This is a genomic window from Mesorhizobium sp. ESP7-2 (assembly GCF_020164715.1).
Classification (GTDB): domain Bacteria; phylum Pseudomonadota; class Alphaproteobacteria; order Rhizobiales; family Rhizobiaceae; genus Mesorhizobium.
Genome location: NZ_JAIUGQ010000022.1, coordinates 1 through 25,148, shown reverse-complemented (window position 1 = coordinate 25,148; position 25,148 = coordinate 1). Strand labels below are relative to the sequence as shown.

The following is a 25,148-nucleotide window of genomic DNA, read 5'->3' as shown; positions in this document are numbered from 1 at the left end:
TCCTTTTTGTATACTGTTTGTTCCTTGTATGTTCAATCAGAATCTTTGGGAGCTTCCGACAAGCCTGGCGGCGGGCAGTGTGGGCGAATTGATGATGCCGACAGCTCCCGCGATATGCAGATGCGAGCAAGGCCACGGGCGTCGTCGCGCGCAACAAAAGGCCCGCGAAGCAGATGCATCGCGGGCCTTTGCCTGTCCTTGCCAGATTTCCGTCTAATTCAATTCGATCTCAACCGGCTCATGCCCCATCGATCTGGGGGAATGCCACGCGTGGCTCAGCCCTTCAGCTTGGCATTGCAGAGGCTGTAGAAGCCGCCGCCCTTCTGGATCCACTTCAGGCCGCCGAGCGCGTTGGCGTCCTTGAGGACATAGTACTGGTCGAGGCAGGTATGCATGCGGCCCTTTCCGGGAGTTTCGCTGGCATACTTCGCCGAGATCGCGGACGGGAAGGTGACGCCCTTGGGCGCAACCGTCGTCGGCTTTGCCGGCTCCTTGGTGTAGCTCGCCTCGCTCGGGGCGGGCACGGTGTCGTCGTCGGACGCGCTGGCGCCGCATTCAGCCTTGCGGAAGTCGTTCCACTTCATGCCCTTCAGCGTGTTCGCCGTCTTGGCAGCCTGGTACTTGGTGCTGCATTCGGCCATGCTCAGGCCCTTGCCAGAAGCGGCGGCCGGGGCGGTCGTGGTCGCAGCCTTGGTGGTGGCCGGCTTGGTGGTGTCGGTGGCGGCGGATGCGCCAGCGGCGCATTCGGTTTTGCGGAAGTCGTTCCACTTCATGCCGTTCAGCGTGCCGGCAGCCTTGGCCGCCTGGTACTTGGTGCTGCATTCCTTGGCAGTCAGGCCCTTGGCCGTGCTGTCGGCAGCGGCGGCGGCAGCCTTGGTGGTCTTGGCCGGCTTGGCTTCGGCCGGCTTGGTTTCAGCGGCCTTGGTCGTGGCCGCCTTGGTGTCCGTGGTGGCCGCGGCGTCGGTACCGCATTGCGCCTTGCGGAACTGGTTCCAGGTCGCTCCGGCAAGTGTCCCCGCGTCCTTGGCGGCGTTATACTTCGTGCTGCACTCGGCCATCGTCAACGCGTTGGCTGGCGCGGCCAGGAACAACGTTGCGACCGCGAGGCCGGTCAGAGTAGCAATTCGGTGGATGAGCATAGCGTTTCTCCGTGGCTGCAGCCCATTATACGTCCCAGCGAATCAATAACGCTCAACGGTCGGTTGCGCCAGATGCCAAGCGGCGTATATATCGTCGGAAATCGCGTTCTGACGACAAGGTGATGAAATCATTTGGCCTTACGGCCGCCGAGGCAAGAATTCTCGGGGTGCATCTGCGCCGAATGGCTCGCAAAACTGGTATATTGTGGCGCAACAGTGTCGCCATGCATCGCTGCGGCCATGTTGTGTGCGACGCACAACAATGATTTTCTAAGGATTGGTAACATATAATTACACAATGTGATCATGGCACGGCGGCCAATTGTGGCATGACGTGCCGGCTAAGGACAATCGGGGATACTGGCTAGCATGGCAGGGAATTACTTCGGCACGGACGGCATTCGCGGGCGCGCCAACAAGTTTCCGATGACCGCGGAGATCGCCATGCGGGTCGGCATGGCCGCCGGCCTTTCGTTCCAGCGCGGCAGCCACCGCCATCGTGTCGTGCTCGGCAAGGACACCAGGCTTTCCGGCTACATGATCGAGAATGCGATGGTGGCCGGCCTTTGCGCCGCCGGCATGGACGTGTTCCTGCTCGGCCCGATCCCGACGCCGGCGGTGGCCATGCTGGTGCGTTCGCTGCGCGCCGACATCGGCGTAATGATCTCGGCCTCGCACAATCCCTATTACGACAACGGCATCAAGCTGTTCGGGCCCGACGGCTACAAGCTCTCCGACGAGATCGAAGAACGCATCGAGAGCATGCTCGACAAGGATATCGAACTGGCGCTCGCCGATTCCGATGGGCTTGGCCGCGCCAAGCGCGTCGACGGCGTGCATGACCGCTATATCGAATTCGCCAAGCGCACCTTGCCGCGCTCGATGTCGCTTTCGGGCCTCAGGATCGTCGTCGACTGCGCCAATGGCGCGGCCTACAAGGTGGCGCCCGAGGCGCTGTGGGAACTCGGCGCAGAAGTCGTGGCCATCAATGTCGAACCCAACGGCTTCAACATCAACAAGGAATGCGGTTCGACCCATCCGGCCGGGCTGCAGAAGAAGGTGCATGAAGTGCGCGCCGACATCGGCATCGCGCTCGATGGCGATGCCGACCGCGTCGTCATCGTCGACGAGAACGGGGCCATCGTCGACGGCGACCAGATCATGGCGCTGATTGCCGAGTCCTGGCACCAGAGCGGGCGGCTGGCCGGCGGCGGCGTCGTTTCGACGGTCATGTCCAATCTCGGCCTCGAACGCTTTCTCGGCAACATGAAGCTGCAATTGCACCGCACCAAGGTCGGCGACCGCTATGTCGTGGAGCATATGCGCGCGCATGGGCTCAATGTCGGCGGCGAGCAATCGGGCCACATCGTGCTGTCCGACTTTTCGACCACCGGCGACGGTCTGGTCTCGGCGCTGCAGGTGCTGGCCTGCATCAAGCGGCAGGGCCGCCCGGTCAGCGAACTGTCGAAGAAGTTCGAGCCGGTGCCGCAACTGTTGAAGAACGTTCGCATCGCCGGCGGCAAGCCGCTGGAGGAAGCCCCGGTCAAGGCCGCGATCGAAGACGCCCGCCACCGTCTCGGCAAGGCCGGGCGGCTCGTCATTCGTCCATCCGGCACCGAGCCGCTGATCCGTGTGATGGCCGAGGGCGACGATCCGCAGCTGGTCGAGGCCGTCGTCAACGACATCGTCGGGGTCATCTCGGAAACCCGCAGCGCCGCCTGATCTCCGCCCGCCGGAACGCGTCGCGCCGCCGCCTTGGTTTGCATCGAAGCCCGCCCCTCCGGCGGGCTTTTTTGCTGGCTGGAAACCGTCGCCTTCTGTCGAAATCCTCGCCGAATCCCCGGAATTTTAGAGATTCGTGGTTAATCGACAGGGTTAAACGCCTTTTAACTTTTGCAATTCATTATCCACGCCTGAAAGCCAATCTCATTCGGACACGATCGCCGTTCCGAGGGTTTCTAGGGGTGACAAGCATGTTCAATACAGCAAGAAAGGCCCTGTTCGCGCTGTTGTTCGCGGGCCTGGCCTGGCCGGTGTTCGCGGCCGACCTGCCGGAGCCGCAGGTCGAAGAAGCGCCACCGCCGGTCTACGAGCAGCCGGTGGATGTCGGCGGCTGGTATATTCGCGGCGACATCGACTATCACAAGTCCGATGTGCGCGGCATCGACTATTCAACCTACAGCCTCGATCCCTGCAACTGCGGTAACATCCTGGTTGGCGGCACAAGCTTCGATTACGGCAAGCTCAAGGGCGGCTTCTCGCTCGGCGGCGGCGTCGGCTACAAGATCAACGACCACTTCCGCACCGACCTGACCGCCGACTACTGGTTCAAGTCGAACTTCAACGGCGGAACCTCGGGCGTGGACTCGCTTGGCAATCCCACGACATCGGTCGAAGTGTCAAAAATGAGCGCCTTGCTGCTGCTCGCCAATGCCTATGTCGATATCGGCACCTGGCACGGCATCACGCCCTATGTCGGCGCCGGCATCGGCGGTGCGCGCGTCAAGTGGGATACTGTCTACGATCCGAACACCACCGAGACCAACCCCGGAGCATCCAATTGGCGCTTCGCTTACGCTCTGATGGCCGGTGCTTCCTACTGCCTGACCGACAAGATCATCCTCGATGCCGGCTACCGCTTCTCCCATATCCAGGGCGGCCGTATGTTCGAATGGGATGCGAGCAGCGCCGGCCCAGGCTTCGACCGTGGCATCAACACACATGAGGTGCGGGGTGGTCTGCGTTACCAGTTCGGCGGCAACAACGGTTGCGCCGTACCGGTGGTGGCCTACCAGCCGGAACCCGAGCCGATCTACACCAAGTAATCGCCGCGAAGTTCCAAGAATTCGTCGACCGCCCGGTTTCAGCCGGGCGGTTTTCGTTTGAGATGATCCGGGGCGAGTCCTTTCGAAATCAATTCGCTAACGCTCTGTTAGCCTTAACCGGCACTTAACCACTATGGTTAACAATGCTCCTTGAAACGATGGCTGCCGCCGTGATCGCAGGTGTCGCCAAATCGGGAGTCGGGGACCATGACACTCATATCGCGTACTGCGCTGGCGCTTGCCGGATTCGGCCTCCTGCCGCTGACATCGGCACTCGCCGCCGACTACGATCCGCCGGTCTATGTCGACCAGGCGCCGGATTATGTGCCGGTCGAAGTCGGCTCAGGATGGTATCTGCGCGGCGACGTCTCCTACCTGGTGGAGAAGAGCTTCAAGAACGGGGATTTTACCTTCCCGTCAACGATCAACAACGAGAGCTTCGGTGAGAGCGAAGACGCATATTTTGCGAGCGTCGGCTTCGGATATCATTTCAACGATTACCTCCGCGCCGATCTCAATTTCGGCTATCTGCCCGGCAACAGCGCCAGCGTCAGCTATGATGATTCAGCGGTCGTAACGTCGCCTACATTGCCGCACGTGGGATCGGCATCGCTGAAGAACTATGCCTTCTCGGGTATGCTCAACGGCTATGTCGATCTTGGCACCTATGTCGGGATCACGCCCTACATCGGCGCCGGCATCGGTGTCGTCCGCAGCACGCGCAAACTTTCGGCGACCTACATCGATTACAATGACTCGGCCAACAATCTCACCCAGCAGGACAACAAGAACCAGTACTCCCTGGCTTACACACTGAATGCCGGTCTGGCTTACCGGGTGTCGAAGAACGTTTCCGTCGATCTGGGCTATCAGTATTTCTCGGCACCCGACGCCGAATATGTGACGGCCGAAAGCCTGACCTCCTTCCCGGTCAAAAAAGGGATCAGCAATCACCAGGTCAAGCTCGGGTTGCGCTACGACCTCTGGTAGGCTTGGGACAAATCAGGATTTTGACGGCGGATCCTCGTGGTCCGCCGTTTGCGTTTGAAGTTCACGCGATCCTGATCGCGGACCGCCTGTATCCCGGCAGCGACAAAAACTTTTCTCTTGACGCCCGGGGCCTGAACGCATATCGCCGTCCGTGGGCCACCCCTCCCCAACGAGGGGCCACTATCTGGAAGGATAGACCACGATGACGACGCATACGAAGCCCGGACTCCGTCCGGCAAATCCCAATTTTTCCTCAGGTCCGTGCGCAAAACGTCCCGGCTGGTCGGTCGAGGCGCTGAAATCCGCCGCGCTCGGCCGTTCCCACCGCGCCAAGATCGGCAAGACCAAGCTCGAGCAGGCGATCGCGTTGACGCGCGAGATTCTCAACGTCCCGGCCGACTACCGCATCGGCATCGTGCCGGCCTCCGACACGGGTGCCGTCGAGATGGCGCTGTGGTCGCTGCTCGGCGAGCGCGGCGTCGACATGGTCGCCTGGGAAAGCTTCGGCTCCGGTTGGGTCACCGACGTGGTCAAGCAGCTGAAACTCGCTGATATCAGAAAGATCGAGGCCGGCTATGGCGCGCTGCCGGATCTCACCAGGATCGATTTCGACCGCGATGTGGTCTTCACCTGGAATGGCACGACCTCGGGCGTGCGCGTGCCGAACGGCGACTTCATTCCGGCCGATCGCAAGGGCCTGACCATCTGCGACGCTACTTCCGCGGCCTTCGCGCAGAGGCTCGATTTCGAGAAGCTCGATGTCGTGACCTTCTCTTGGCAAAAGGTGCTGGGCGGCGAGGGCGCGCATGGCATGCTGATCCTGTCGCCGCGTGCCGTCGCGCGGCTGGAGAGCTACAAGCCTTCATGGCCGCTGCCGAAAATCTTCCGCCTGACCTCGGGCGGCAAGCTGATCGAAGGCATCTTCAAGGGCGAAACCATCAACACGCCGTCGATGCTTTGCGTCGAGGACTATCTCGACGCGCTGAACTGGGCGAAGTCGATCGGCGGCCTCGATGCGCTGATTGCCAGGGCGGATGCCAATGCCGCCGTGCTCGACCGGTTCGCGGAAAGATCCCCCTGGCTCGGCCATCTCGCCGTCGCGCCGGCGACACGGTCGAACACGTCGGTCTGCCTGTCCTTCAGCGACCCGGATATCGCGGCGCTCGACGCTGACGGGCAGGCGGCGTTCGCCAAGGGGCTTGTCTCGGTGCTCGACAAGGAAGGCGTCGCCTACGACATCGGTTCCTATCGCGATGCCCCGCCGGGATTACGCATCTGGTGCGGCGCGACCGTCGAAACGTCCGATCTCGAAGCACTGCTGCCCTGGCTTGACTGGGCCTTCGCCAGCCAGAAGGCGTCGCTGAAAGCGGCTGCCTGAGCTATTCCGCGGCGGCCCGAGGGCCGCCCGTTCCCGGATCAATCCCATTTCAAGGAGGCCGCCATGGCGCCCCGCGTTCTCGTCTCTGACAAACTCTCTCCCACCGCCGTGCAGATCTTCAAGGATCGCGGCGTCGAGGTCGACTATCTGCCCGACCTCGGCAAGGACAAGGAAAAGCTGCTCGAAGTGATCGGCCAGTATGACGGCCTCGCCATCCGCTCGGCGACCAAGGTCACCGAGAAGCTGATCAACGCCGCCACCAATCTCAAGGTCATCGGCCGCGCCGGCATCGGCGTCGACAATGTCGATATCCCGGCGGCAAGCCGCAAGGGTATCATCGTGATGAACACGCCCTTCGGCAATTCGATCACCACGGCCGAGCATGCGGTGGCGATGATCTTCGCGCTGGCGCGACAGATACCGGAAGCCAATGCCTCGACCCATGCCGGCAAGTGGGAAAAGAACCGCTTCATGGGTGTCGAGATCACCAGCAAGACGCTGGGTGTGATCGGCTGCGGCAATATCGGCTCGATCGTCGCCACGCGCGGCGTCGGGCTGAAGATGCATGTGATTGCCTTCGACCCGTTCCTGTCGGACAGCCGCGCCGAGGAGCTCGGCGTCCAGAAGGTCGCGCTGGACGAGCTCTTCGCCCGTGCCGACTTCATCACGTTGCATACGCCGCTGACCGACAAGACGCGCAACATCATCGATGCGGCGGCGATCGCCAAGATGAAGGACGGAGTGCGCATCATCAATTGCGCGCGCGGCGGGCTGGTCGTCGAGGCCGACCTAGTCGCGGCGCTGAAAAGCGGCAAGGTGGCGGGCGCCGGCGTTGATGTGTTTGAGGCCGAGCCGGCGGAGAACAATCCGCTGTTCGGCATGGAGAATGTCGTGGCCACCCCGCATCTCGGTGCCTCGACCACCGAGGCGCAGGAGAATGTCGCGCTGCATGTCGCCGAGCAGATGAGCGACTATCTGATCAAGGGCGCGGTCTCCAACGCCATCAATATGCCTTCGATCACCGCCGAGGAGGCGCCGCGGCTAAAACCCTTCGTCAAGCTCGCCGAGGTGCTCGGCGCCTTTGTCGGCCAGGTCACCGAGGATCCGATCAAGGAGGTCGAGATCCTGTTCGACGGCTCGACCGCGACGATGAACACGCGCGCCTTAGTGAGCGCCGCCCTTGCCGGCCTGATCCGGCCACAGGTGTCGGACGTCAACATGGTGTCGGCCCCGATCATGGTGAAGGAGCGCGGCATCATCGTCGCCGAGGTCAAGCGGGACAAGTCGGGCGTGTTCGACGGCTATATCAAGCTCACCGTGACGACCGAGCACAGGACGCGCTCGATCGCCGGCACCTGCTTTTCCGACGGCAAGCCCCGCTTCATCCAGATCAAGGGCATCAACCTCGACGCCGAGGTCGGCCAGCACATGCTCTACACCACCAATGCGGACGCGCCCGGCATCATCGGCCTGCTCGGCACGGTGTGCGGCGAGAACGGCGTCAACATCGCCAACTTCCAGCTCGGCCGCAACCGGCCGGGCGGCGACGCCATCGCGCTGCTCTATCTCGACGCGCCGTTCCCGGAAAAAGTGCTGGAGCAGGTGCGGGGCCACAAGTCGATCGACTCGGCAAAGCGCCTCCAGTTCGACGTGGGCGGGATTTAGTCCCCGTACCTCCACGGGTGACAAGCAATGCCATCCCGACGCCCCGTTTGCCGGCATGCATGCGGGGCGTTTCCATGACCGCTGGAGCCGCCCGAAGACGCTGCGCGTCACGCCGGCTATGGCTGCTGGCGTTGCAGACAAGCTTTGGGAAATCGGCGATATTGTCGCGCTGATTGAGGCTAAAGAGGCGGAGAAACCTCTGGTTCGCGGTCCGTAAAAAAACGGAGAGAGAATTGAAATACGAATGGGCTGACAATCCCCACTTGATTCTTCCAATTACAGCCTGTTTCGTGGTGCTGGTGCCAAGTTTCGCAGCCGTGTTTATCTCACTTCTGAGCATAATTGTGCGGACCAATTTGTTCGGCCCAATAGATGAGAAAAACCTCCCTTGGAGCGAACGTCTCGGGCGGCGTAATGCAAGACTGTACGCTGAGTTCTTCTCACCCCGCTTCCGGACGGCGCGCCGGGTCATGACGTATGGTGTTATCTGCTATCTCTGCGCGTTCGGCGCGGCCTTTCTCATTGTGACGGTCTTCGGCCACCCGTCCTGATCGCCAATTTCAAACTGACCCACTGCCGGAAAGCGCTACGCGCGCTTCCTGGAATTGCTCTGGCCGGAAGCCATCTTGCGCCCGCTGTGTTCGGCGAGCCCGATGCCGCCCAGGACGAGAACCAGCGCCAGCGCCTGATAGAGCTGGAACGTCTCACCGACAATCAGCACCGAAAGCAGCGTACCGAAGATCGGCACCAGATTGATGAACAGGCCGGCGCGGTTGGCGCCGATCAGCTCGTTGCCCCTGATATAGGTTATCTGCGAGATGACCGAAGCGCCGATCGCCGTATAGACGATGACGGCCCAGCCGCGCGCATCGGGCACGATCACCTTGCCGGCGGCGGCCTCCCACAGGAAGAAGGGCAGCGAGGTGATAAGTGCTGCGAACGACATGGCCAGCATCAGGCTCTGCCAGCGTATCGCCGGCTTCAGCCGCAGCCCGACCGAATAGCCGCTGTAGAGAACGACCGCGACCAGCATGATGGCGTCGCCGAAATTGAGCTCCAGCGTCAGCAGCCGGCGCGGATCGCCATGGCTGGCCGTCAGGATGACGCCGAAGATGGTCAGCGCCACGCCGGCGATCTGCGCCCAGTTCACGCGCAGGCGGAAGAAAACGAAATTGGCTGTCATGATCAGGATCGGCATCGCCGCCTGTTCGATCGAGACGTTGATCGCCGTGGTGTAGTTGAGCGCGGTGTAGAAGATGGTGTTGAACAGAGTGAAGCCGCTGGCGCCCAGCGCCGCCAGCACGAACCAGTGCCTGCGCACGACAGGCCAATCCTCCTGGATCGTGCGCCAGCCGATCGGCAGCAGGATCGCCACGGCCAGCATCCAGCGCAGGAAGACCAGCGTCATCGGCGAGACGTGGTCGACCGCCAGCTTGCCGGCCACCGAATTGCCGCCCCACAGCAAGGTGGTGAGCAGCAGGAATATGTAGGCGCTTCGATGCATCGCGGGCTTCCGGCCGCGGGAATGGGCCGCGGTGTTTGCCGGCCTATTGCCCCCGTCAGCCCAAGTAAATGATGTCAAAGCCGGAAATTGTTGTGCCTCAGGGCATTTTTGGCGGCAAAGAAAGGTCGCACTCGCGAGGTCTTGACGCTATAGAGGCCTGTCGTTTCGAACCATATCCAAGCCGCGCGGCGGCGTCTCAAGGGAAAAGAAACATGGCCAATGTGGTGGTCGTCGGCTCGCAGTGGGGCGACGAAGGCAAGGGCAAGATCGTCGACTGGCTGTCGGAGCGCGCCGATGTGGTGGTGCGTTTCCAGGGCGGCCACAATGCCGGCCACACGCTGGTCGTCGACGGTAAGGTCTACAAGCTGTCGCTGTTGCCTTCGGGTGTCGTGCGGGAAGGCAAGCTGTCCATCATCGGCAATGGCGTGGTCTTCGATCCGCATGCTTTCGTCGCCGAAGTGGAGAAACTGAAAGGCCAAGGCGTGGAAGTAACGCCGGATCGCCTGAAAATAGCCGAAAACACGGCGCTTATCCTGTCGGTACACCGGGAGCTGGACGGATTCCGCGAGGATGCCGCTTCGAATTCCGGAACGAAGATTGGGACGACCCGACGCGGTATCGGCCCCGCCTACGAGGACAAGGTGGGCCGGCGCGCCGTTCGGGTGATGGATCTGGCGGATTTGGAAACTTTGCCCCTGAAGGTCGACAGGCTGCTGACGCACCACAATGCGCTGCGTCGCGGGCTCGGCCATGCCGAAGTCACGCATGACGCGATCATGCAGGAATTGACCTCGGTCGCGAACAACATCCTGCCCTATATGGACCGCGTCTGGAAGGTGCTCGACGACAAGCGCCGTGCCGGCGAGCGCATCCTGTTCGAGGGCGCGCAAGGCACGCTACTCGACATCGACCACGGCACCTATCCGTTCGTCACCTCGTCCAACACGGTCGCCGGCCAGGCCGCAGCCGGCTCCGGCGTTGGCCCGGGCGCCATCGGCTATGTTCTCGGCATCACAAAGGCCTACACCACGCGTGTCGGCGAAGGTCCGTTCCCGACCGAGCAGAAGAACGAGATCGGCGAGTTCCTCGGCACACGCGGCCATGAATTTGGTGTCGTCACCGGGCGCAAGCGCCGCTGCGGCTGGTTCGACGCGGTGCTGGTGCGCCAGGCGGTCGCCGTCAACGGCATCAAGGGCATCGCGCTGACCAAGCTCGACGTGCTCGACGGGCTGGACGAGATCAAGGTCTGTACCGGTTACAGGCTCGACGGCGAGACGATCGACTATTTGCCGGCAAGCCAGGGCGCGCAGGCCCGCGTCGAACCCATCTATGAGACGCTGGATGGCTGGAAAGGCACCACCGCCGGCGCACGCAGCTGGAACGATCTCCCGGCCCAGGCCGTCAAATATGTCCGATACATCGAGGAGCTGATCGGCGCGCCGGTCGCACTCCTCTCCACCAGCCCGGAACGGGACGACACGATACTTGTGACCGATCCGTTTCAAGACTAGTTTCTGAAGCCTTTCCGGGCATCGCGGCTGATTTGCGGGGGCCGGCGCGGAGGCAAAATACAGGTCGACTGAAGCATGGCAGATTTCGTTGCTGTTCTGAAAAACGCATTCGAGAAGCATGGCGACGAGACGCCCGAGAAGCGTACGCGCATCTATAACAGCGTTCGCGCCATGCTGGCGAAGAAGCTTGCGGACTATTCGCCGCCGCTGGCTCCCGAGGCCATAGACAAGCAGAAACGCTCGCTGGACGACGCCATTGCCGGCGTCGAGCGGGACTATGCCAAGAGTGTGCCGGAAACGGATCCGCTCGCGGAACTGGAACACATCTTTTCCTCCATCGACCGAAACAAGAACCAGCCGAGCCACGTCAAGCAGCCGGCCAAGGCGGAATCGGTTCCCGCTCCTTCTCCGTATCGGCCCGCCCCTGCCGCAGCCAGCCCGGAGCCGTACAAACCGGCGCAGCCCGTGGCGAATCCCGAGCCCTACCGGCCTGCTCCAACCGCCAAGGCCGAGCCAGGGTGGCAAAGGCCGACGCCGGTGCAGCCCGCTCCGGAGTTTTCGGAAAAGACCTTGCCGGGGATGGACGCGGATCGGGACGATGACCGGGACGATGTCTTTGCCGATGACGAAGCGCCGGCAGGCGCCGACACTTTCGAGCGTTTGCGCCCGGCCGAACGCAAGCGCAGCTATGGCGGGTTGATCGCCGCCGTCGTCGCATTGCTGGTTATTGCCGGCGGCGGTTACGGCATCTGGCTGAACAAGGATGCCTTCGGCAAGATGCTGGGCCTGGGCGGCAGCAAGGTTGTTGCCAAGACCGAACCGGTGAAAACGACGCCGGCCAAGCCGGCGACCGATGCCGCGGCCACGCCACCGGCGCCCGCGACCGGCGCCGAAGGCCCGAAATTCACGCAGCGGCTGACGCCTGAAGGCGGCGAAACCGACCCCGGCCCGGCAGGCGGGCAGAGCGGCATAGGCGAGGGCGAGTCCGTCGCCGCGCTGACGACGCCGCCAACGGCAACGAATGCGCCGGCCACGGCAGCGCCGGCGGTTCCCGCTCCGGCTGCCAATACGCCGGCTGCCGGTACGCCTGCGCCAGCCGCGACCACGCCCGCGGCGGGCACACCGTCCGCGACACCACCCGCCAACGGGACCGCGGCCCCGGCCCCGGCCAGTGCGGCCGCCGCCACACCGCCGCCCGCGCCGGCAGGCGCAACGCCGCCCGCGACGGCACCGGCAAGCGCCGCGCCGGCGGCACCGGCAAGCGCCGCGCCGGCGGCACCGGCAAGCGCCGCGCCGGCGGCACCGGCCGCGGCGCAAACCTCGGTTCCGGTCGGCCAGAAGGCGATCTTCTATGAGGAGCGCACCAGCACTGCCCAGGGTTCGGCCGAGCCCGGCAGCATCGTCTGGTCGCTGGTGCAGGAATCGCCCGGCGGCGACCTGCCGCCAGAGCCGGCGATCCGTGCCGAGGCGACCATTCCCGGCAAGGACATCCAGTTGCGCATGACCATCCGCCGCAACACCGACAAGACCCTGCCGGCCAGCCACATCATCGAGATGATCTTCCTGACGCCCGACGGCTTCGAGGGCGGCGGCGTCGACAACATATTGCGCGTCGCCATGAAGAGTTCGGAACAGGATGCGGGCAGCCCACTGATCGGCATCCCGGCCAAGATCGCCGACGGCTTCTTCCTCGTCGCGCTCAACGACACCAAGGCCGACGAAGACGCCAACATGACTCTCTTGCGCGGCCAGGACTGGATCGACGTGCCGGTGGTCTACAAGACCGGGCGGCGGGCATTGCTGACCATGGAAAAGGGCCTTCCTGGCGAGAAGGTGTTCGACGAGGCGATCAAGGCCTGGCAGGCCAAGACGGCCGGCTGAGAAGGCGCAACGGTCGCCTTCGTTCAGAAACCCTGGAACAGCATGTCGAGTGCGGCGACGATATCGTCGTGATGCTTTGTCAGGTTCAGCCGACTTTCACCCAATTCGCTTGCCGGGACGGTAGCAATCAGGTGTGTCGCCATAACCAGCTTCCGGCCGTTGATGTCGAAGATCGGATGAAGCTTTCGCATCGGCGGCGGCACCGTTGCGACCGGCAGTAGCGGGATGACTACCCGCGTCTTGAAATTGTCGAGCAGGTCGGATTGGACGTCGAGCAAATAGTTGCCTTCGACGCGACCGGCGAAGACATCATAGCGCGGCATCAGAACTGCCGGTACTCTTCCAACGGGATGCCGTTTTTGTCGATGTAGTCGTTCCACGCATCTATCGTGGGGCGGTTCTCAAGCTTCCACAGCCTCGTTTTCTCGGCCGCCACCGCTTCCGCGATGCCGGCCTCCGCAGCGCGCGAGACGTTCACATCAAGCCCCTTGGCTTCCCTCATGAGGTTCGAGTCGATCGACAGATTTGCTGGCTGACGGACCGCATTCAAGGCAATCTTACGCATGGTGGCCTCCGCAACATGCGCATAATATATGCGCATTCCGATATGGAGGCAATCAAATCAAGCTGCCTCGACTGTGGCGGACCTACCCTTCCATCTCTTCCCGCAGCATCTCAAGCTCCAGCCATTCTTCCTCGAGTGCCGCCAGCGTCGCGCGCTCCTTGTCGAGGGCGGCAATGGTCTTCTGGAACGATGCCGGATCGCGCTCGTAATAGGCGGGATCGGCGATGTTGTTCTCCAGCCGCGAGATCGACGCGGTCACCGCCTCGATCTTCTTGGGCAAAGAGTCCAACGCGAACTTCTGCTTGAACGACAGTTTCTTAGCCGGCCCTTTTGGCGTTGCCGGCTCGCTCTTGCCTGGTGCCGGCGCATCGCCGGCTTCTGCCTTGGCGCGCGCCTTGCGGTCGTCGAGCCTGGTGCCGCCGCGCTGCGCCAGCATATCTGAATAGCCGCCGGCATATTCGACCCAGTGGCCGCCGCCATGCGGCGCAATGATGCTGGTCACCGTACGATCAAGGAAATCGCGGTCGTGGCTGACCAGGATGACGGTGCCGGCAAAACCGGCAACCAGTTCCTGCAGCAATTCCAGCGTCTCCATATCGAGATCGTTGGTCGGCTCATCGAGCACCAGCAGGTTCGCCGGCCGCGCCAGCACGCGCGCCAGGATCAGCCGCGCCCGCTCGCCGCCGGACAATTCGCGCACCGGCGTGCGTGCCTGTTCCGGCTTGAACAGAAAATCCTTCATGTAGGAGACGACATGGCGCTGCTCGCCATTGATGACGAGGTTTTCGCCGCGCCCGTCAGTCAGATACTGTGCCAATGTCTCCTGCGGATCGACTGCCTCGCGCTTCTGGTCGAGCGTGGCGATTTCCAGATTGGTGCCGAGCCGTACCGATCCGGCGTCCGGCGCCAACTCGCCGGTCAGCATCTTCAGAAGCGTCGTCTTGCCGGCGCCGTTCGGCCCGACAAGGCCGACGCGGTCGCCGCGCTGGATACGGGTCGAGAATCCCTTGACGACGGTGAGGTCGCCAAAGCCCTTCTCGATGTTCTTGGCTTCGATCACCAGCTTGCCGGATTCGGCGGCGTCGCTTGCCACCAAGGTCGCGGAGCCCTCGGCACCGCGATGGCCGCGAAAGCGCTGGCGCATGGTCTGCAGCTCGCCGAGGCGTCGCATGTTCCGCTTGCGCCGCGCCGTCACGCCATAGCGCAACCAATGCTCCTCGCGCACGATCTGGCGGCCGAGCTTGTGCTGTTCGCGCTCTTCCTCTTCCAGAACCAGGTCGCGCCATTCCTCGAAATGGCCAAAGCCCTTGTCCAGCCTGCGGGTCTGGCCACGGTCGAGCCAGACAGTGGCGCGCGACACGCGTTCGAGGAAGCGGCGGTCGTGCGAGATCACGATGAGCGCCGAGGAAGTCCGGACGAGCTCTTCTTCCAGCCATTCGATTACCGACAGATCGAGATGGTTAGTCGGCTCATCAAGAAGCAGGATGTCGGGCTCGGGCGCCATGACACGGGCAAGCGCGGCGCGCCTGGCCTCGCCGCCGGACAGGTCGCCCGGCCGCTCCTCGCCCGACAGGCCGAGATGCTCCATCAGATAGCTGGCGCGATAGGGATCGTCGGCCGGCCCGAGTCCGGCCTCGACATAGGCCCGCACATTGGCGAAGCCGTCCATGTCGGGCATCTGCGGCAGATAGCGCACAGTCGCCGAGGGCTGGCGGAACACCTCGCCATCCTGCGGTTCGATCAGGCCGGCGGCGATCTTGAGCAGCGTCGACTTGCCGGACCCGTTGCGGCCGACCAGCGCGATCTTGTCGCCGGCCGACGCGGTCAAGGCGGCGCCGTCGAGCAGTGGCGTGCCGCCAAAAGTCAGTCTTATCCCGTCGAGATTGAGAAGAGGCGGGGCCATGTCAGCTTTCGGGCAATGGATAGGGATGGGCGAGCAGCAGTGCGCGGCCATGGCCCAGCGCGATGTCGAGGCGGCCCTTGACCTCGTTGGAAATGGTCAGCGACGAACCGAAAGCCACCTCGACCTTGTCGAGCGGCCATTTGGCGCCGGTTACGGTCAGGCCGGAGAGTTCGGAAAAGCCGAGTATCGAAAACAGCGTGCCGTCGGCATAATCGAAGCCGGCCCTGCCGAGCAGCAAGGGGACAGCTTCCTGGGCGCCGCTGGTCAGAAGCACATCCGTTCCGGCTTCGGCCAGCCGCAGACCAAGCGCCAAGTGCAGGAAGGCGTGGTCGGCGCGCTTGCCGCCGAAGGCGCCCGCCAGCACAAGACGAGTCGCCCCGCGCTCGAGCGCTGCCGCGATCGCCAGTTCGCCGTCGGTCTTGTCCTTTTCCGCCGGGAAGGTTTGCCGGGGCACGGCGGCGAGAACTTCCGGCAGATCGGCCGGCACGGAATCGAAATCACCCACCCACAGTTCCGGGACAAGGCCCAGCATCGGTGCATGGCCGATGCCGGCGTCCGCGGCGATGACGCGCGAGCCTTCGACCTGGCGGTCGAGCCGGGGCGTGCGGATGAGATCGCCGCCAAGCAGGATGGTGAATGTGCTCATATCCTGTCGCCCTTACCAGCCCGGCACGGGAAACGGAAGGCGGCAAACTCCCACTTGCGCGTCCCATCGGCCGGGCCTATGTGTCGAAACGCTCTAACGGGGTGCCGGACGCGACTTTCGCGGGCCGGCTGAGAGGTAGTCTCGCCAACCCGCTGAACCTGATCCGGTTTGTACCGGCGGAGGGATTAGACGTTTCGGACAATCCGACGCCTCAATTCCTTTCAACGCAAACGAAGGAGGCGCCGATGCGCACGCTTTTAAATTCTCTCGTCGCAGCCGTGGTAGTGACCCTGTCAGGGCCGGCTTTGGCCAAGGACAAGCTTACCGTTTATACCTATGAGAGCTTCACCGCCGACTGGGGTCCAGGCCCGGTGGTAAAGAAGGAATTCGAGGCCGAATGTGGCTGCGATGTCGAATTCGTCTCGGTCGCCGACGGCGTGGCGCTGCTCAACCGTGTCAAGCTCGAAGGCGCAGCGACCAAGGCCGACATCGTGCTTGGCCTCGACACCAATCTCACCGCCGATGCCAAGGCGTCGGGCCTGTTCGCGCCTCATGGCACGGTGAGCGATGTCAATGTGCCGGGCGGCTGGAGCGACGATACTTTCGTCCCCTTCGACTACGGCTATTTCGCCGTCGTCTATGATACCGAGAAGCTCAAGACGCCGCCGAAAAGCCTGAAGGACCTGGTCGAGGGCAGTGCCAATGACAAGATCGTCATCGAGGACCCGCGCACTTCGACGCCGGGCCTCGGCCTGCTGTTGTGGGTGAAGTCGGTCTATGGCGACAAGGCACCGGAAGCCTGGGCCAAGCTCAAGGCCAAGGTGCTGACCGTGACGCCGGGCTGGAGCGAGGCCTACGGCCTGTTTACCAAGGGCGAGGCGCCGATGGTGCTGTCCTACACCACCTCGCCGGCCTACCACATGGTCGCCGAAAACACCGAGCGCTACCAGGCGGCATCCTTCGAAGAGGGCGAGTACCTGCAGATCGAGGTTGCCGGCATCACCACCACGGGGGCCAAGAACCCGCTGGCGGCCAAGTTCATGGCTTTCATGACCGGGCCGAAATTCCAGGACGCCATCCCGGAGACCAATTGGATGTTCCCGGCCGGCAAGACCGACAAGCCGCTCAACCCCGCCTTCGACAAACTGGTCAAGCCGACCAAGACCTTGCTGTTCAGCCCCGAGGAGGTCGCCGCCAACCGCAAGGCCTGGGTGGACGAATGGCTGGCGGTGATGAGCAAGTAGGTTTTGTGGGCTAATCTCGTGAGATGACCGCTCTACGGCGCCCCCCTCTGTCCTGCCGGACATCTCCCCCACGAGGGGGGCGCCAAGGAACACAATGTTTCCCAAGTCGATCGTTGGTTCTCAGTGCAACGCGCATCTGATCCCCGCATCACCGCCGGCATCACCGCGCTCGCGGCAACCACACTGCTGATCGGCGGCGCTTTTGCCGGCCTTATCATCGAAGGCGCCCACGATTTTTCCGGCGCCTGGGCCGCCTTCGATCCTTACCTCTTCCGTGTCGTGCGCTTCACGCTCTGGCAGGCGGCCCTGTCGACACTGCTCTCGGTCGGGCCTGCCCTGTTCGTGGCGCGGGCGCTGTCGCGGCATCCACGTTTCCCAGGCCGCGCCTTCATCCTGCGGCTCTTCGCCGTGCCGCTGGCGCTGCCGGCGATCGTCGCGGCGCTCGGCGTCCTGGCGCTGTATGGCCGCGCCGGCTATTTCGCCGGCCTGTTCAACTGGGTTGGCGGCCGGGACTGGCCGGGCATCTATGGCCTGTCCGGCATTCTCGTTGCCCATGTCTTCTTCAACCTGCCGCTGGCCACTCGCCTGCTCCTCGAGGCGCTGCAAACCATTCCCTCGGACCAGTGGCGGCTGGCGAGCCAACTCGGCATGGGAGCGCGGCCGGCATTCCGGCTGATCGAATGGCCGACGCTGCGCGCCGCCTTGCCCGGCGTCGCCGGACTTGTCTTCATGCTCTGCATCACATCCTTCACCATCGTGCTGACGCTTGGCGGCGGGCCGGCCGCGACGACGCTGGAGGTCGGCATCTATCAGGCATTGCGCTTCGATTTCGATCCCGCGCGGGCTGTCGCGCTGACATTGCTGCAGATCGGCTTGACCTTCATCGTGGTGCTGGCGCTGACCCGGCTCGGCGCCAATGTCGTCGGCGACACCAACCTGCCGGTCGCGCCGCGCCGCTATCTCTCGGTCAACAGGACCGAGGCCTCGCTGAACGCTATCCTCATCGTGTTGGCTTCGCTCTTCGTTGCCGGGCCGATGGCGGCGACCGTGGCGGCCGGATTGGGCGCCGATCTCGGCCGGCTGGCCGGCGAGGCCACTGTCCGGCAGGCGACACTGACCAGTGCCGTGCTCGCTTTCCTGTCGGCGCTGCTTTCGGTGATGCTTTCGCTGGCCCTGACCATGGCGCGCCGGGCGCTGGCGCTGAACCGCCGCTCCGGCCCAAGGACACTGCTCGAACATGCCACCGATACCGGCGCCGGCTTTGTGCTGGTCGTGCCGCCGATCGTCATCGGCGCCGGCTGGTTCCTTCTGTTGCGCCATGTCGGCGATGTCTTTGCCATCGCCCCGCTCATGGTCGTCACCGTCAACGCCGTCATGGCGATGCCTTTCGCGTTGCGCGCCATCCGTCCCGCCTATGACGCGGCAAGCGAGCGTCACGAACGGCTCTGCGCGCAGCTCGGCATTTCCGGCTGGGCAAGACTGCGGCTGGTCGACTGGCCGTCGCTGCGGCGGCCGCTCGCCACCGCCTTTGCGTTCGCCATGGCGCTGTCGCTTGGCGATCTCGGCGTCATCGCCCTGTTCGGCAGTGATTCCGTTCAGACCTTGCCCTACCTTCTCCTGGCTCGCATGGGCAGCTACCGCACGCAGGACGCCGCCGGCCTGGCACTGCTACTCGGCCTTGTCTGCCTGGCACTGGTGCTGGCAGCGGACCGGCTGGGAAAGGGGATGGCCCGCGATGTTTGACAGGGCTGCTGACGGCAAGGGGGTTACGGTGCGGCTGGACAAGGTCTCGTTCAGTTATGGCGAGGCATTGTTCGCCTTCGATGTCGAGTTCACGGCTGCGCAAATCACCGCCATCATGGGGCCGAGCGGTTCGGGAAAGTCGACGCTGCTCAATCTGGTGGCCGGGTTCGAGACGCCGAGATCCGGGCGCCTGCTGATCGGCGGGGCCGATGTCGGCGGCGAGCCGCCGGCCGTGCGGCCGGTGTCGATGGTGTTCCAGGAGAACAATCTTTTCGCGCATCTTTCCGTCGAGCAGAATGTCGGGCTCGGCCGTTCGCCATCGTTGCGACTGACCGATGCCGACCACGCCGATATCGCGGAGGCGCTTGGGCGCACCGGCCTTGCCGGCAAGGAGAAGCGGCTGCCGCGTGAACTTTCGGGCGGTGAGCGCCAGCGCGTCGCCCTGGCTCGCGTGCTGGTGCGTGACCGCCCGGTGCTGTTGCTCGACGAACCCTTCGCCTCGCTCGGACCCGCGTTGCGCGACGACATGCTCGACCTGGTTGCCAGCCTCCATGCCGAGCGTGGCATGACGGTGCTGTTCGTCACGCACCAGCCGCAGGATGCCCGCCGGATCGGCCAGAAGGTGGTGTTTCTGGACAATGGCGCCGTCGCCGCCACAGGCACCTCCGACGATTTCTTTGCAGGGGCTGGTCCGGAGGCGTTCCGGCGCTACATCGGTGCGGCTGCCGGGGATGCCTTATCACGAGATATTGCCCGGAAGCGGACATAATTTACGCTCAAACCGGCCCGAGGCGATGTGGCGCTTGCTTGCCATGACTGGAGTAGTGTGGCTAGGTCCGCTCGATACCGGTCCGGCACAGGCCGTGATTTGCCTACAGCATCTGCTGCCCGCCCCGAGCGCGCGACCGACGCTGTAGCAGTTTGTTTTGCGCATGACACGGTCCGTTGGCCATGCGCAAGGACCTGAAAGGAAGCCATTCTGGCGATCGGCGCTGACAGGCTACGAATGAATCCGCTGGCGCGCTTTCTCGCGCTCGCCGGCTTTGCCGTGGCGCTGGCAAGCTGCCAGATGTTTACGCCTCCGGAAGTCCAGGAATCCGGCTTCCAGCCATCCGACAAGCCGATCACGGTGGACAATGTCGCCGCCAACAACAAGCTTGCCGAACTCGCCAAGGCGCAGCATCCGCGTATCCTGGCGACCTATGGTGGCGAGTATTCCGATCCCAAGCTCGAGCGCATGGTCGCCAAGGTGGTCGGCAATCTGACCGTGGTGTCGGCTAACCCGACCCAGACCTATCGCATCACCATCCTCAATTCGCCCAACGTCAACGCTTTCGCACTGCCGGGCGGCTATCTCTACATCACGCGCGGCCTGTTGGCGCTGGCCAATGATTCGTCCGAGCTCGCCGCCGTCATCGCGCATGAAATGGGACACGTCACCGCCAATCACGGCCTGCAACGCCAGCAGCTGGAGGCCGAGGAAGGCCTTGCGACCAAGGTCGTTTCCGATGTGCTCGGCGACAGCCCGACCGCCAAGGCAGCACTGATCCGCGGCAAGCTCAGGCTGGCGCAGTTCTCGCGCAACCAGGAACTGGAGGCTGACGCCATTGGCATCAAGTCGATCGGCGAAGCCGGCTACGATCCCTATGCCGCCGGCCGCTTCCTGCAGTCGATGTCGGCCTACACCGATTTCCGTTCGATCAGCGGTGCCACGGACGCCAGCCTCGACTTCCTGGCCACGCATCCCAGCACGCCGCAACGCATCGATCTGGCACAGCGCCACGCCCGCCAATTCGGCGCGCCCGGTTTCGGCACGCGCGATCGCGATTCCTTCCTCGCCGGCATAGACGGCCTGCTTTATGGCGACACGCCGGAAGAGGGCTATGTGCGCGGCGAAACCTTCCTGCATCCGGGTCTCGGCGTGTCGTTCACGGTGCCGGACGGTTTCATCATCGACAATTCGGCGGCAGCGGTGACGGCAACGGGTCCGGGCGACATAGCGATCCGCTTCGACGGCGTTTCGATCGACAAGAACCGCGCCTTGACCGACTATATCAGAAGCGGCTGGGTGGCCGGCCTCGACGACAGCACCGTCAAGCAGGAAACCATCAACGGCAATGAGGCCGCGACCGCGCATGCCGGCGCCGAAGGCTGGCAGTTCGACATCGCGGTGATCCGTGCCGGCGGCCAGGTCTACCGACTGCTGACCGCGGCCCCCTCGGCCAGCGCGTCGCTGGAAACGGTGGCGCGCTCGGTCAGTGGCTCTTTCCACATCCTCAGTCCCGCCGAAAAAGCGGCCCTGAAGCCACTGCATATCCGTGTGCTTACGGTGCAGCCAGGACAGACCATGGGTTCGCTTGCCGCGCAGATGGTGGGCGTCGACCGCAAGCTCGACCTGTTCCGCGTGCTCAACGCGCTGTCGCCGGGGGCCGCGGTTTCGGCCGGCGACAAGGTCAAGATCGTCACCGACAAGTAAGCGCCGTTGCGCGAGATCAGGCGGCAGTCGCCATGAATTCCGGGTTCTGCTTCACCAGCGCGACCTTGAGCTTTTCCAGGGCGCGGGCTTCGATCTGGCGGACGCGTTCCTTGGAAATGCCGAGCGTCTCGCCGAGTGCCTCGAGCGTGGCGCCCTCGTCGGTAAGCCGGCGTTCCTCGATGATGCGGAGTTCGCGGGCGTTGAGCGCTTGAAGCGCCTCCTTCAGCCAGAGCGCGCGGCGCGCGATATCGATCTTGTCGCCGACAATCTCGTCGGGCAAGGGATCGTCCGAGACCAGGAAGTCCATCCGCTCGGTCGCACCCGCATCGTCGGCAAGCGGCACGTTGAGCGAGGAATCGGGCGCCGACAGGCGCGAATCCATCAACGCCACATCAGCTTCGGAAACGCCGAGCGCAACCGACACCTCGCGGTAGAGGGTTGTGTTGGAGAGTGGTTCGGCGCCGTTCGCGAGACGGGCGCGCAACCGCCTCAGATTGAAAAACAGGGCCTTTTGCGCCGAACTAGTGCCGCCGCGCACGATCGACCAGTTGCGCAGGATGTAGTCCTGCATCGAAGCGCGAATCCACCACGTCGCATAGGTCGAAAACCGCACCTCGCGCTCGGGCTCGAAGCGAGCCGCGGCCTCGAGCAGACCGACATGGCCTTCCTGGATCAGGTCGCCGAGAGGCAGGCCGTAGTGACGGAATTTCGAGGCCATGGAAATGACCAGCCGCATATGGGCAACGGTGATGCTGTGCAACGCATTCTGATCGTTGTCCTGTTTCCAGAGCAGTGCAAGCCGATGCTCCTCGTCGCGCTCAAGGTAAGGCGCCCTCATTGCCGCGCGGACCATGACCCGACCTGCCGTGTCTTCCATCATAAGGCGCTCCTTGGCTCAGGCGTGCGAATGACAAACTGGCAAGAACCGGCTTGAAATGACGGCGTCGTGCCCTAGAACAGCCAAAACTGCCATGCGCGGGAAAGGTTCCGCTGGAGCAGGCAAGCGAGCGATGACGTCCGGGCAATTTCGGCACGGCTGCCCGGACTTCCGATGCTGCAAAGAAATTTCTTTTGGAGTATTTGATTTTCAGAACTGAGCCTTTTTGAAATTTCGTTCCTTATTTTTTCGATCCGCATCTGTCATTTTCCAGCCCTCACAACATGCCTGACATCAGGCCAAGGACGGGATCACAGAAAAATGAAATGGCTCAAGTCGCTCATTATCGCCGGAACGCTGCAGGCCCTGGCGGTCACATCGGGCCATGCCGGCGCCAATCTCGACCAGATCAAGCAGGCTGGCGTCATCAAGGTCGGCACGGAAGGCACTTACGCTCCCTTCACCTATCATGATGCATCCGGAGCGCTCGTCGGCTTCGACGTCGAAATCGCCAAGGCGATCGCCGAAAAGCTCGGCGTCAAGGCGGAGTTCCTCGAGGGCAAGTGGGACGGCCTGATCGCCGGCCTCGACGTCAAGCGATATGATGCCGTCATCAACGAAGTCGGCATCACCGATGCCCGCAAGGCCAAGTACGCTTTCTCCGATCCCTACATCGCCTCCAAGGCGGTGCTGATCGTGCGCGGCGACAACACCGACATCAAGACCTTCGCAGATCTCAAGGGCAAGAAGGCGGCGCAGTCGCTGACCTCCAATTTCGGCAAGCTGGCCGAATCGAATGGCGCCGAACTGGTCGGCACGGATGGCTTCGACCAGTCGATCCAGCTGCTTTTGACCGGCCGCGCCGACGCCACCATCAATGACAGCCTGTCGTTCCTCGACTTCAAGAAGCACAAGCCCGACGCCAATGTGAAGATCGCCGCCCAGGAAGAGAATGCCGATTACTCCGGCGTCATCGTGCGCAAGGGCGATCCGGAGCTGGTCGCGGCCATCAACAAGGCCCTTGCCGACATCAAGGCCGACGGCACCTACCAGAAGATCGCCGACACCTATTTCGGCCAGGACGTCTCGAAGTAATCATAAAGCGGGGCGGGTAGCCGCCCTGCAGCCCATCCAGCGGCGAGCCGTCTTTGACGGCTCGCCGCTTTTGTCGTGATATGGCTGACGCATTCGCGCTTCGATGACGCTGCCCGTCCATTCCGGAGGATATTTCGTGCCGTACTGGCTGCAACTGATGCTGGAGTCGCTGCCCTCGCTGCTGTGGGCAGCGTTGATCTTCACCGTGCCGCTGACGCTGCTTTCCTTCGTGCTCGGCCTGACGGTGGGGCTGGGCGCGGCGCTCGGCCGGCTGTTCGGGCCGAAGCCGCTTGTGGCGCTCGTGCGCTTCTATGTCTGGATCTTCCGCGGCACGCCTCTCCTAGTGCAGCTGTTCCTGATCTTCTATGGCCTGCCGTCGGTCGGCATCCTGCTCGATGCCTTTACCGCGGCGCTGATCGGCTTCACGCTCAACATCGGCGCCTACACGTCGGAAATCATCCGCGCGGCGATCGGCTCGGTGCCGAAAGGCCAGTGGGAGGCCGCCTATTCGATCGGCATGACCTGGAGCCAGGCGATGCGGCGCACCATCCTGCCGCAAGCCGGCCGGGTGGCGGTGCCGCCGCTCTCCAACACCTTCATCTCGCTGGTCAAGGACACGTCGCTGGCCGCCGCCATCACCGTGCCGGAGATGTTCCAGGCGGCGCAGCGTATTGTCGCCACCACCTATGAGCCACTCATCCTCTATGTCGAGGCGGCGATCCTCTATCTGGCGATGAGTTCGGTGCTGTCGGCCTTGCAGACGCGGCTGGAGGAGCGGCTCAACCGCTATGGCGGCTTCCTGGAGGCACGCTCATGATCGGCCTCGCCAACATCGAAAAACGCTTTGGCGACAATCTTGTGCTGAAGGGGGTGACGGTCGCCATCGCCGAGGGCAGCGTCACCGCGCTGGTCGGTCCTTCGGGCGGGGGAAAAAGCACGCTGCTGCGCTGCATCAACCTCTTGGAGATCCCGACCTCGGGCACGGTGCGGATCGGCGACGAGACGCTCGAGTTCCGCCCGGGTGGCAAGGTGCCGGCGGCGGACATAAGGCGCCTGCGCCTGCAGACCGGCATGGTGTTCCAGAATTTTCAGCTGTTTCCGCATCGCTCCGCCATCGAGAATGTCATGGAAGGCTTGGTTACGGTGCTCAAATGGTCGCCCCAGCAGGCACATGAGCGGGCGGCCGCGCTGCTGGAGAAGGTCGGCATGGCGCACAAGGCCGACGCCTGGCCGGCGACGCTGTCAGGTGGCCAGCAGCAGCGCGTGGCGATCGCGCGGGCTCTCGCCCCGTCGCCGAAAGTGCTGCTGTGCGACGAGCCGACCTCGGCGCTCGACCCCGAACTGGCGCAGGAAGTTGTCGACGTGCTTGGCCAACTCGCCAGCGAAGGCACGACCATGGTGATTGCGACGCATGATTTGCGCCTCGCCTCCAAGATCGCCCAGGAAGCGGTGTTCCTCGACGCCGGCGTCGTGGTCGAGCAGGGACCGTCCGCCACGCTGTTCGGCAATCCGGAGCGCGAACGGACCAAGCGGTTCATCGCCACGCTGAAGCAGGAGGCGGCGGAGAAGGGCGGTGGCGCATAAGCGCGGTATCCGCAGCAATCCCAAAGACAAAAAACCCGGCGCGAGTGAACTGACCCCCGAAAGTTGGACGCAACCTTCGGGGGTTTTGCATGTCCAGATTCAGCGAGCTTGAGAAGCGCTCG

Annotated in this window: 22 protein-coding genes, 1 pseudogene and 1 riboswitch; of the genes and pseudogenes, 16 read left to right on the top strand and 7 right to left on the bottom strand. The window is 63.5% G+C overall.

Annotation, left to right across the window (positions count from 1 at the left end; genetic code table 11):
• Positions 1-275 precede the first annotated feature (275 nt).
• Positions 276-1,139, bottom strand: a complete 864-nt coding sequence (locus LB543_RS20325; protein ID WP_224591525.1) for a hypothetical protein — start codon at positions 1,137-1,139, stop codon at positions 276-278.
• A gap of 369 nt (positions 1,140-1,508) precedes the next feature.
• Between LB543_RS20325 and glmM the strand changes: the two genes are divergently transcribed.
• From glmM to LB543_RS20295, 7 genes and pseudogenes are all read left to right on the top strand, one after another.
• Complete coding sequence (gene glmM / locus LB543_RS20320) at positions 1,509-2,861, top strand: phosphoglucosamine mutase (RefSeq protein ID WP_224615335.1); 1,353 nt, start codon at positions 1,509-1,511, stop codon at positions 2,859-2,861.
• Between the two features lie 251 nt (positions 2,862-3,112).
• A complete protein-coding gene (locus LB543_RS20315) occupies positions 3,113-3,964 on the top strand; it encodes an outer membrane protein (protein ID WP_224615334.1) in 852 nt (283 codons plus the stop codon).
• Between the two features lie 207 nt (positions 3,965-4,171).
• The gene (locus LB543_RS20310) at positions 4,172-4,954 is read left to right on the top strand and encodes an outer membrane protein (RefSeq protein WP_224615333.1); all 783 of its coding nucleotides are present in this window, start codon (positions 4,172-4,174) and stop codon (positions 4,952-4,954) included.
• A gap of 202 nt (positions 4,955-5,156) precedes the next feature.
• Positions 5,157-6,332: a phosphoserine transaminase gene (locus LB543_RS20305; RefSeq protein WP_224615332.1), complete on the top strand. Its 1,176-nt coding sequence runs from the start codon at positions 5,157-5,159 to the stop codon at positions 6,330-6,332.
• A 63-nt stretch (positions 6,333-6,395) separates the two neighbouring features.
• Positions 6,396-7,997, top strand: a complete 1,602-nt coding sequence (gene serA / locus LB543_RS20300; RefSeq protein ID WP_224615331.1) for a phosphoglycerate dehydrogenase — start codon at positions 6,396-6,398, stop codon at positions 7,995-7,997.
• A 94-nt stretch (positions 7,998-8,091) separates the two neighbouring features.
• A pseudogene (locus LB543_RS34165) lies at positions 8,092-8,184 on the top strand (IS1 family transposase); the annotation flags it as partial.
• 46 nt (positions 8,185-8,230) lie between these two features.
• A complete protein-coding gene (locus tag LB543_RS20295; RefSeq protein WP_224615330.1) occupies positions 8,231-8,548 on the top strand; it encodes a hypothetical protein in 318 nt (105 codons plus the stop codon).
• A gap of 35 nt (positions 8,549-8,583) precedes the next feature.
• Here the strand turns inward: LB543_RS20295 and LB543_RS20290 are convergent, their stop codons facing one another.
• Positions 8,584-9,501 carry a DMT family transporter gene (locus LB543_RS20290; protein ID WP_140754721.1) on the bottom strand — a complete coding sequence of 306 codons (918 nt, stop codon included), beginning with the start codon at positions 9,499-9,501 and terminating at the stop codon, positions 8,584-8,586.
• 212 nt (positions 9,502-9,713) lie between these two features.
• Between LB543_RS20290 and LB543_RS20285 the strand changes: the two genes are divergently transcribed.
• Both LB543_RS20285 and LB543_RS20280 read left to right on the top strand, forming a co-directional pair.
• Positions 9,714-11,012 carry an adenylosuccinate synthase gene (locus LB543_RS20285; protein WP_140754719.1) on the top strand — a complete coding sequence of 433 codons (1,299 nt, stop codon included), beginning with the start codon at positions 9,714-9,716 and terminating at the stop codon, positions 11,010-11,012.
• Positions 11,013-11,087: 75 nt separating this feature from the next.
• Positions 11,088-12,893, top strand: a complete 1,806-nt coding sequence (locus LB543_RS20280) for a hypothetical protein (RefSeq protein WP_224615329.1) — start codon at positions 11,088-11,090, stop codon at positions 12,891-12,893.
• A gap of 23 nt (positions 12,894-12,916) precedes the next feature.
• Here LB543_RS20280 and LB543_RS20275 read toward each other — a convergent pair whose 3' ends face one another.
• From LB543_RS20275 to LB543_RS20260, 4 genes are all read right to left on the bottom strand, one after another.
• Positions 12,917-13,216 carry a CcdB family protein gene (locus LB543_RS20275; protein WP_140754715.1) on the bottom strand — a complete coding sequence of 100 codons (300 nt, stop codon included), beginning with the start codon at positions 13,214-13,216 and terminating at the stop codon, positions 12,917-12,919.
• Positions 13,216-13,458 carry a type II toxin-antitoxin system CcdA family antitoxin gene (locus tag LB543_RS20270; RefSeq protein ID WP_140754713.1) on the bottom strand — a complete coding sequence of 81 codons (243 nt, stop codon included), beginning with the start codon at positions 13,456-13,458 and terminating at the stop codon, positions 13,216-13,218. The genes LB543_RS20275 and LB543_RS20270 overlap by 1 nt, the downstream gene beginning before the upstream one ends.
• Before the next feature lie 82 nt (positions 13,459-13,540).
• Entirely contained in the window at positions 13,541-15,361 is a 1,821-nt protein-coding gene (locus tag LB543_RS20265; protein ID WP_224615328.1) for an ABC-F family ATP-binding cassette domain-containing protein, read from the bottom strand.
• A gap of 1 nt (position 15,362) precedes the next feature.
• Entirely contained in the window at positions 15,363-16,007 is a 645-nt protein-coding gene (locus LB543_RS20260) for a thiamine diphosphokinase (protein WP_224615327.1), read from the bottom strand.
• An 87-nt stretch (positions 16,008-16,094) separates the two neighbouring features.
• Positions 16,095-16,209, top strand: a riboswitch (TPP riboswitch).
• A 43-nt stretch (positions 16,210-16,252) separates the two neighbouring features.
• Between LB543_RS20260 and thiB the strand changes: the two genes are divergently transcribed.
• The 4 genes from thiB to LB543_RS20240 all read left to right on the top strand — a co-directional run bounded on the left by thiB (position 16,253) and on the right by LB543_RS20240 (position 21,470).
• Positions 16,253-17,251 (top strand): thiamine ABC transporter substrate binding subunit, encoded by a 999-nt coding sequence (gene thiB, locus LB543_RS20255; protein WP_140754707.1) that lies wholly within the window; start codon positions 16,253-16,255, stop codon positions 17,249-17,251.
• A 123-nt stretch (positions 17,252-17,374) separates the two neighbouring features.
• Positions 17,375-18,994, top strand: a complete 1,620-nt coding sequence (gene thiP / locus LB543_RS20250; protein ID WP_224615326.1) for a thiamine/thiamine pyrophosphate ABC transporter permease — start codon at positions 17,375-17,377, stop codon at positions 18,992-18,994.
• Positions 18,987-19,763, top strand: a complete 777-nt coding sequence (gene thiQ / locus LB543_RS20245; protein WP_224615325.1) for a thiamine ABC transporter ATP-binding protein — start codon at positions 18,987-18,989, stop codon at positions 19,761-19,763. The genes thiP and thiQ overlap by 8 nt, the downstream gene beginning before the upstream one ends.
• Positions 19,764-20,000: 237 nt before the next feature.
• Positions 20,001-21,470 (top strand): M48 family metalloprotease, encoded by a 1,470-nt coding sequence (locus tag LB543_RS20240; RefSeq protein ID WP_140754701.1) that lies wholly within the window; start codon positions 20,001-20,003, stop codon positions 21,468-21,470.
• 16 nt (positions 21,471-21,486) lie between these two features.
• On the opposite strand, the gene LB543_RS20235 is transcribed toward LB543_RS20240, so the two are convergent.
• Positions 21,487-22,350 carry an RNA polymerase factor sigma-32 gene (locus LB543_RS20235; protein ID WP_140754699.1) on the bottom strand — a complete coding sequence of 288 codons (864 nt, stop codon included), beginning with the start codon at positions 22,348-22,350 and terminating at the stop codon, positions 21,487-21,489.
• A 318-nt stretch (positions 22,351-22,668) separates the two neighbouring features.
• Here LB543_RS20235 and LB543_RS20230 point away from each other — a divergent pair, with 318 nt between their 5' ends.
• From LB543_RS20230 to LB543_RS20220, 3 genes are all read left to right on the top strand, one after another.
• On the top strand, positions 22,669-23,442 hold the full coding sequence (locus LB543_RS20230) for an amino acid ABC transporter substrate-binding protein (protein ID WP_140754697.1): 774 nt from the start codon (positions 22,669-22,671) through the stop codon (positions 23,440-23,442).
• 136 nt (positions 23,443-23,578) lie between these two features.
• Complete coding sequence (locus tag LB543_RS20225) at positions 23,579-24,259, top strand: amino acid ABC transporter permease (protein ID WP_224615372.1); 681 nt, start codon at positions 23,579-23,581, stop codon at positions 24,257-24,259.
• Positions 24,256-25,026: an amino acid ABC transporter ATP-binding protein gene (locus tag LB543_RS20220; protein ID WP_224591475.1), complete on the top strand. Its 771-nt coding sequence runs from the start codon at positions 24,256-24,258 to the stop codon at positions 25,024-25,026. Before LB543_RS20225 ends, LB543_RS20220 begins: the two co-directional genes overlap by 4 nt.
• Positions 25,027-25,148: the final 122 nt, after the last annotated feature.

Coding starts and splice junctions, on each gene's coding strand:
- LB543_RS20220 (WP_224591475.1), top strand. CDS start 24,256: ATGATCGGCCTCGCCAACATCGAAAAACGCTTTGGCGACAATCTTGTG.
- LB543_RS20305 (WP_224615332.1), top strand. CDS start 5,157: ATGACGACGCATACGAAGCCCGGACTCCGTCCGGCAAATCCCAATTTT.
- glmM (WP_224615335.1), top strand. CDS start 1,509: ATGGCAGGGAATTACTTCGGCACGGACGGCATTCGCGGGCGCGCCAAC.
- LB543_RS20315 (WP_224615334.1), top strand. CDS start 3,113: ATGTTCAATACAGCAAGAAAGGCCCTGTTCGCGCTGTTGTTCGCGGGC.
- serA (WP_224615331.1), top strand. CDS start 6,396: ATGGCGCCCCGCGTTCTCGTCTCTGACAAACTCTCTCCCACCGCCGTG.
- LB543_RS20265 (WP_224615328.1), bottom strand. CDS start 15,361: ATGGCCCCGCCTCTTCTCAATCTCGACGGGATAAGACTGACTTTTGGC.
- LB543_RS20275 (WP_140754715.1), bottom strand. CDS start 13,216: ATGCCGCGCTATGATGTCTTCGCCGGTCGCGTCGAAGGCAACTATTTG.
- thiB (WP_140754707.1), top strand. CDS start 16,253: ATGCGCACGCTTTTAAATTCTCTCGTCGCAGCCGTGGTAGTGACCCTG.
- LB543_RS20270 (WP_140754713.1), bottom strand. CDS start 13,458: ATGCGTAAGATTGCCTTGAATGCGGTCCGTCAGCCAGCAAATCTGTCG.
- LB543_RS20290 (WP_140754721.1), bottom strand. CDS start 9,501: ATGCATCGAAGCGCCTACATATTCCTGCTGCTCACCACCTTGCTGTGG.
- thiQ (WP_224615325.1), top strand. CDS start 18,987: ATGTTTGACAGGGCTGCTGACGGCAAGGGGGTTACGGTGCGGCTGGAC.
- LB543_RS20310 (WP_224615333.1), top strand. CDS start 4,172: ATGACACTCATATCGCGTACTGCGCTGGCGCTTGCCGGATTCGGCCTC.
- LB543_RS20260 (WP_224615327.1), bottom strand. CDS start 16,007: ATGAGCACATTCACCATCCTGCTTGGCGGCGATCTCATCCGCACGCCC.
- LB543_RS20235 (WP_140754699.1), bottom strand. CDS start 22,350: ATGATGGAAGACACGGCAGGTCGGGTCATGGTCCGCGCGGCAATGAGG.
- LB543_RS20325 (WP_224591525.1), bottom strand. CDS start 1,139: ATGCTCATCCACCGAATTGCTACTCTGACCGGCCTCGCGGTCGCAACG.
- LB543_RS20285 (WP_140754719.1), top strand. CDS start 9,714: ATGGCCAATGTGGTGGTCGTCGGCTCGCAGTGGGGCGACGAAGGCAAG.
- LB543_RS20230 (WP_140754697.1), top strand. CDS start 22,669: ATGAAATGGCTCAAGTCGCTCATTATCGCCGGAACGCTGCAGGCCCTG.
- LB543_RS20240 (WP_140754701.1), top strand. CDS start 20,001: ATGAATCCGCTGGCGCGCTTTCTCGCGCTCGCCGGCTTTGCCGTGGCG.
- LB543_RS20280 (WP_224615329.1), top strand. CDS start 11,088: ATGGCAGATTTCGTTGCTGTTCTGAAAAACGCATTCGAGAAGCATGGC.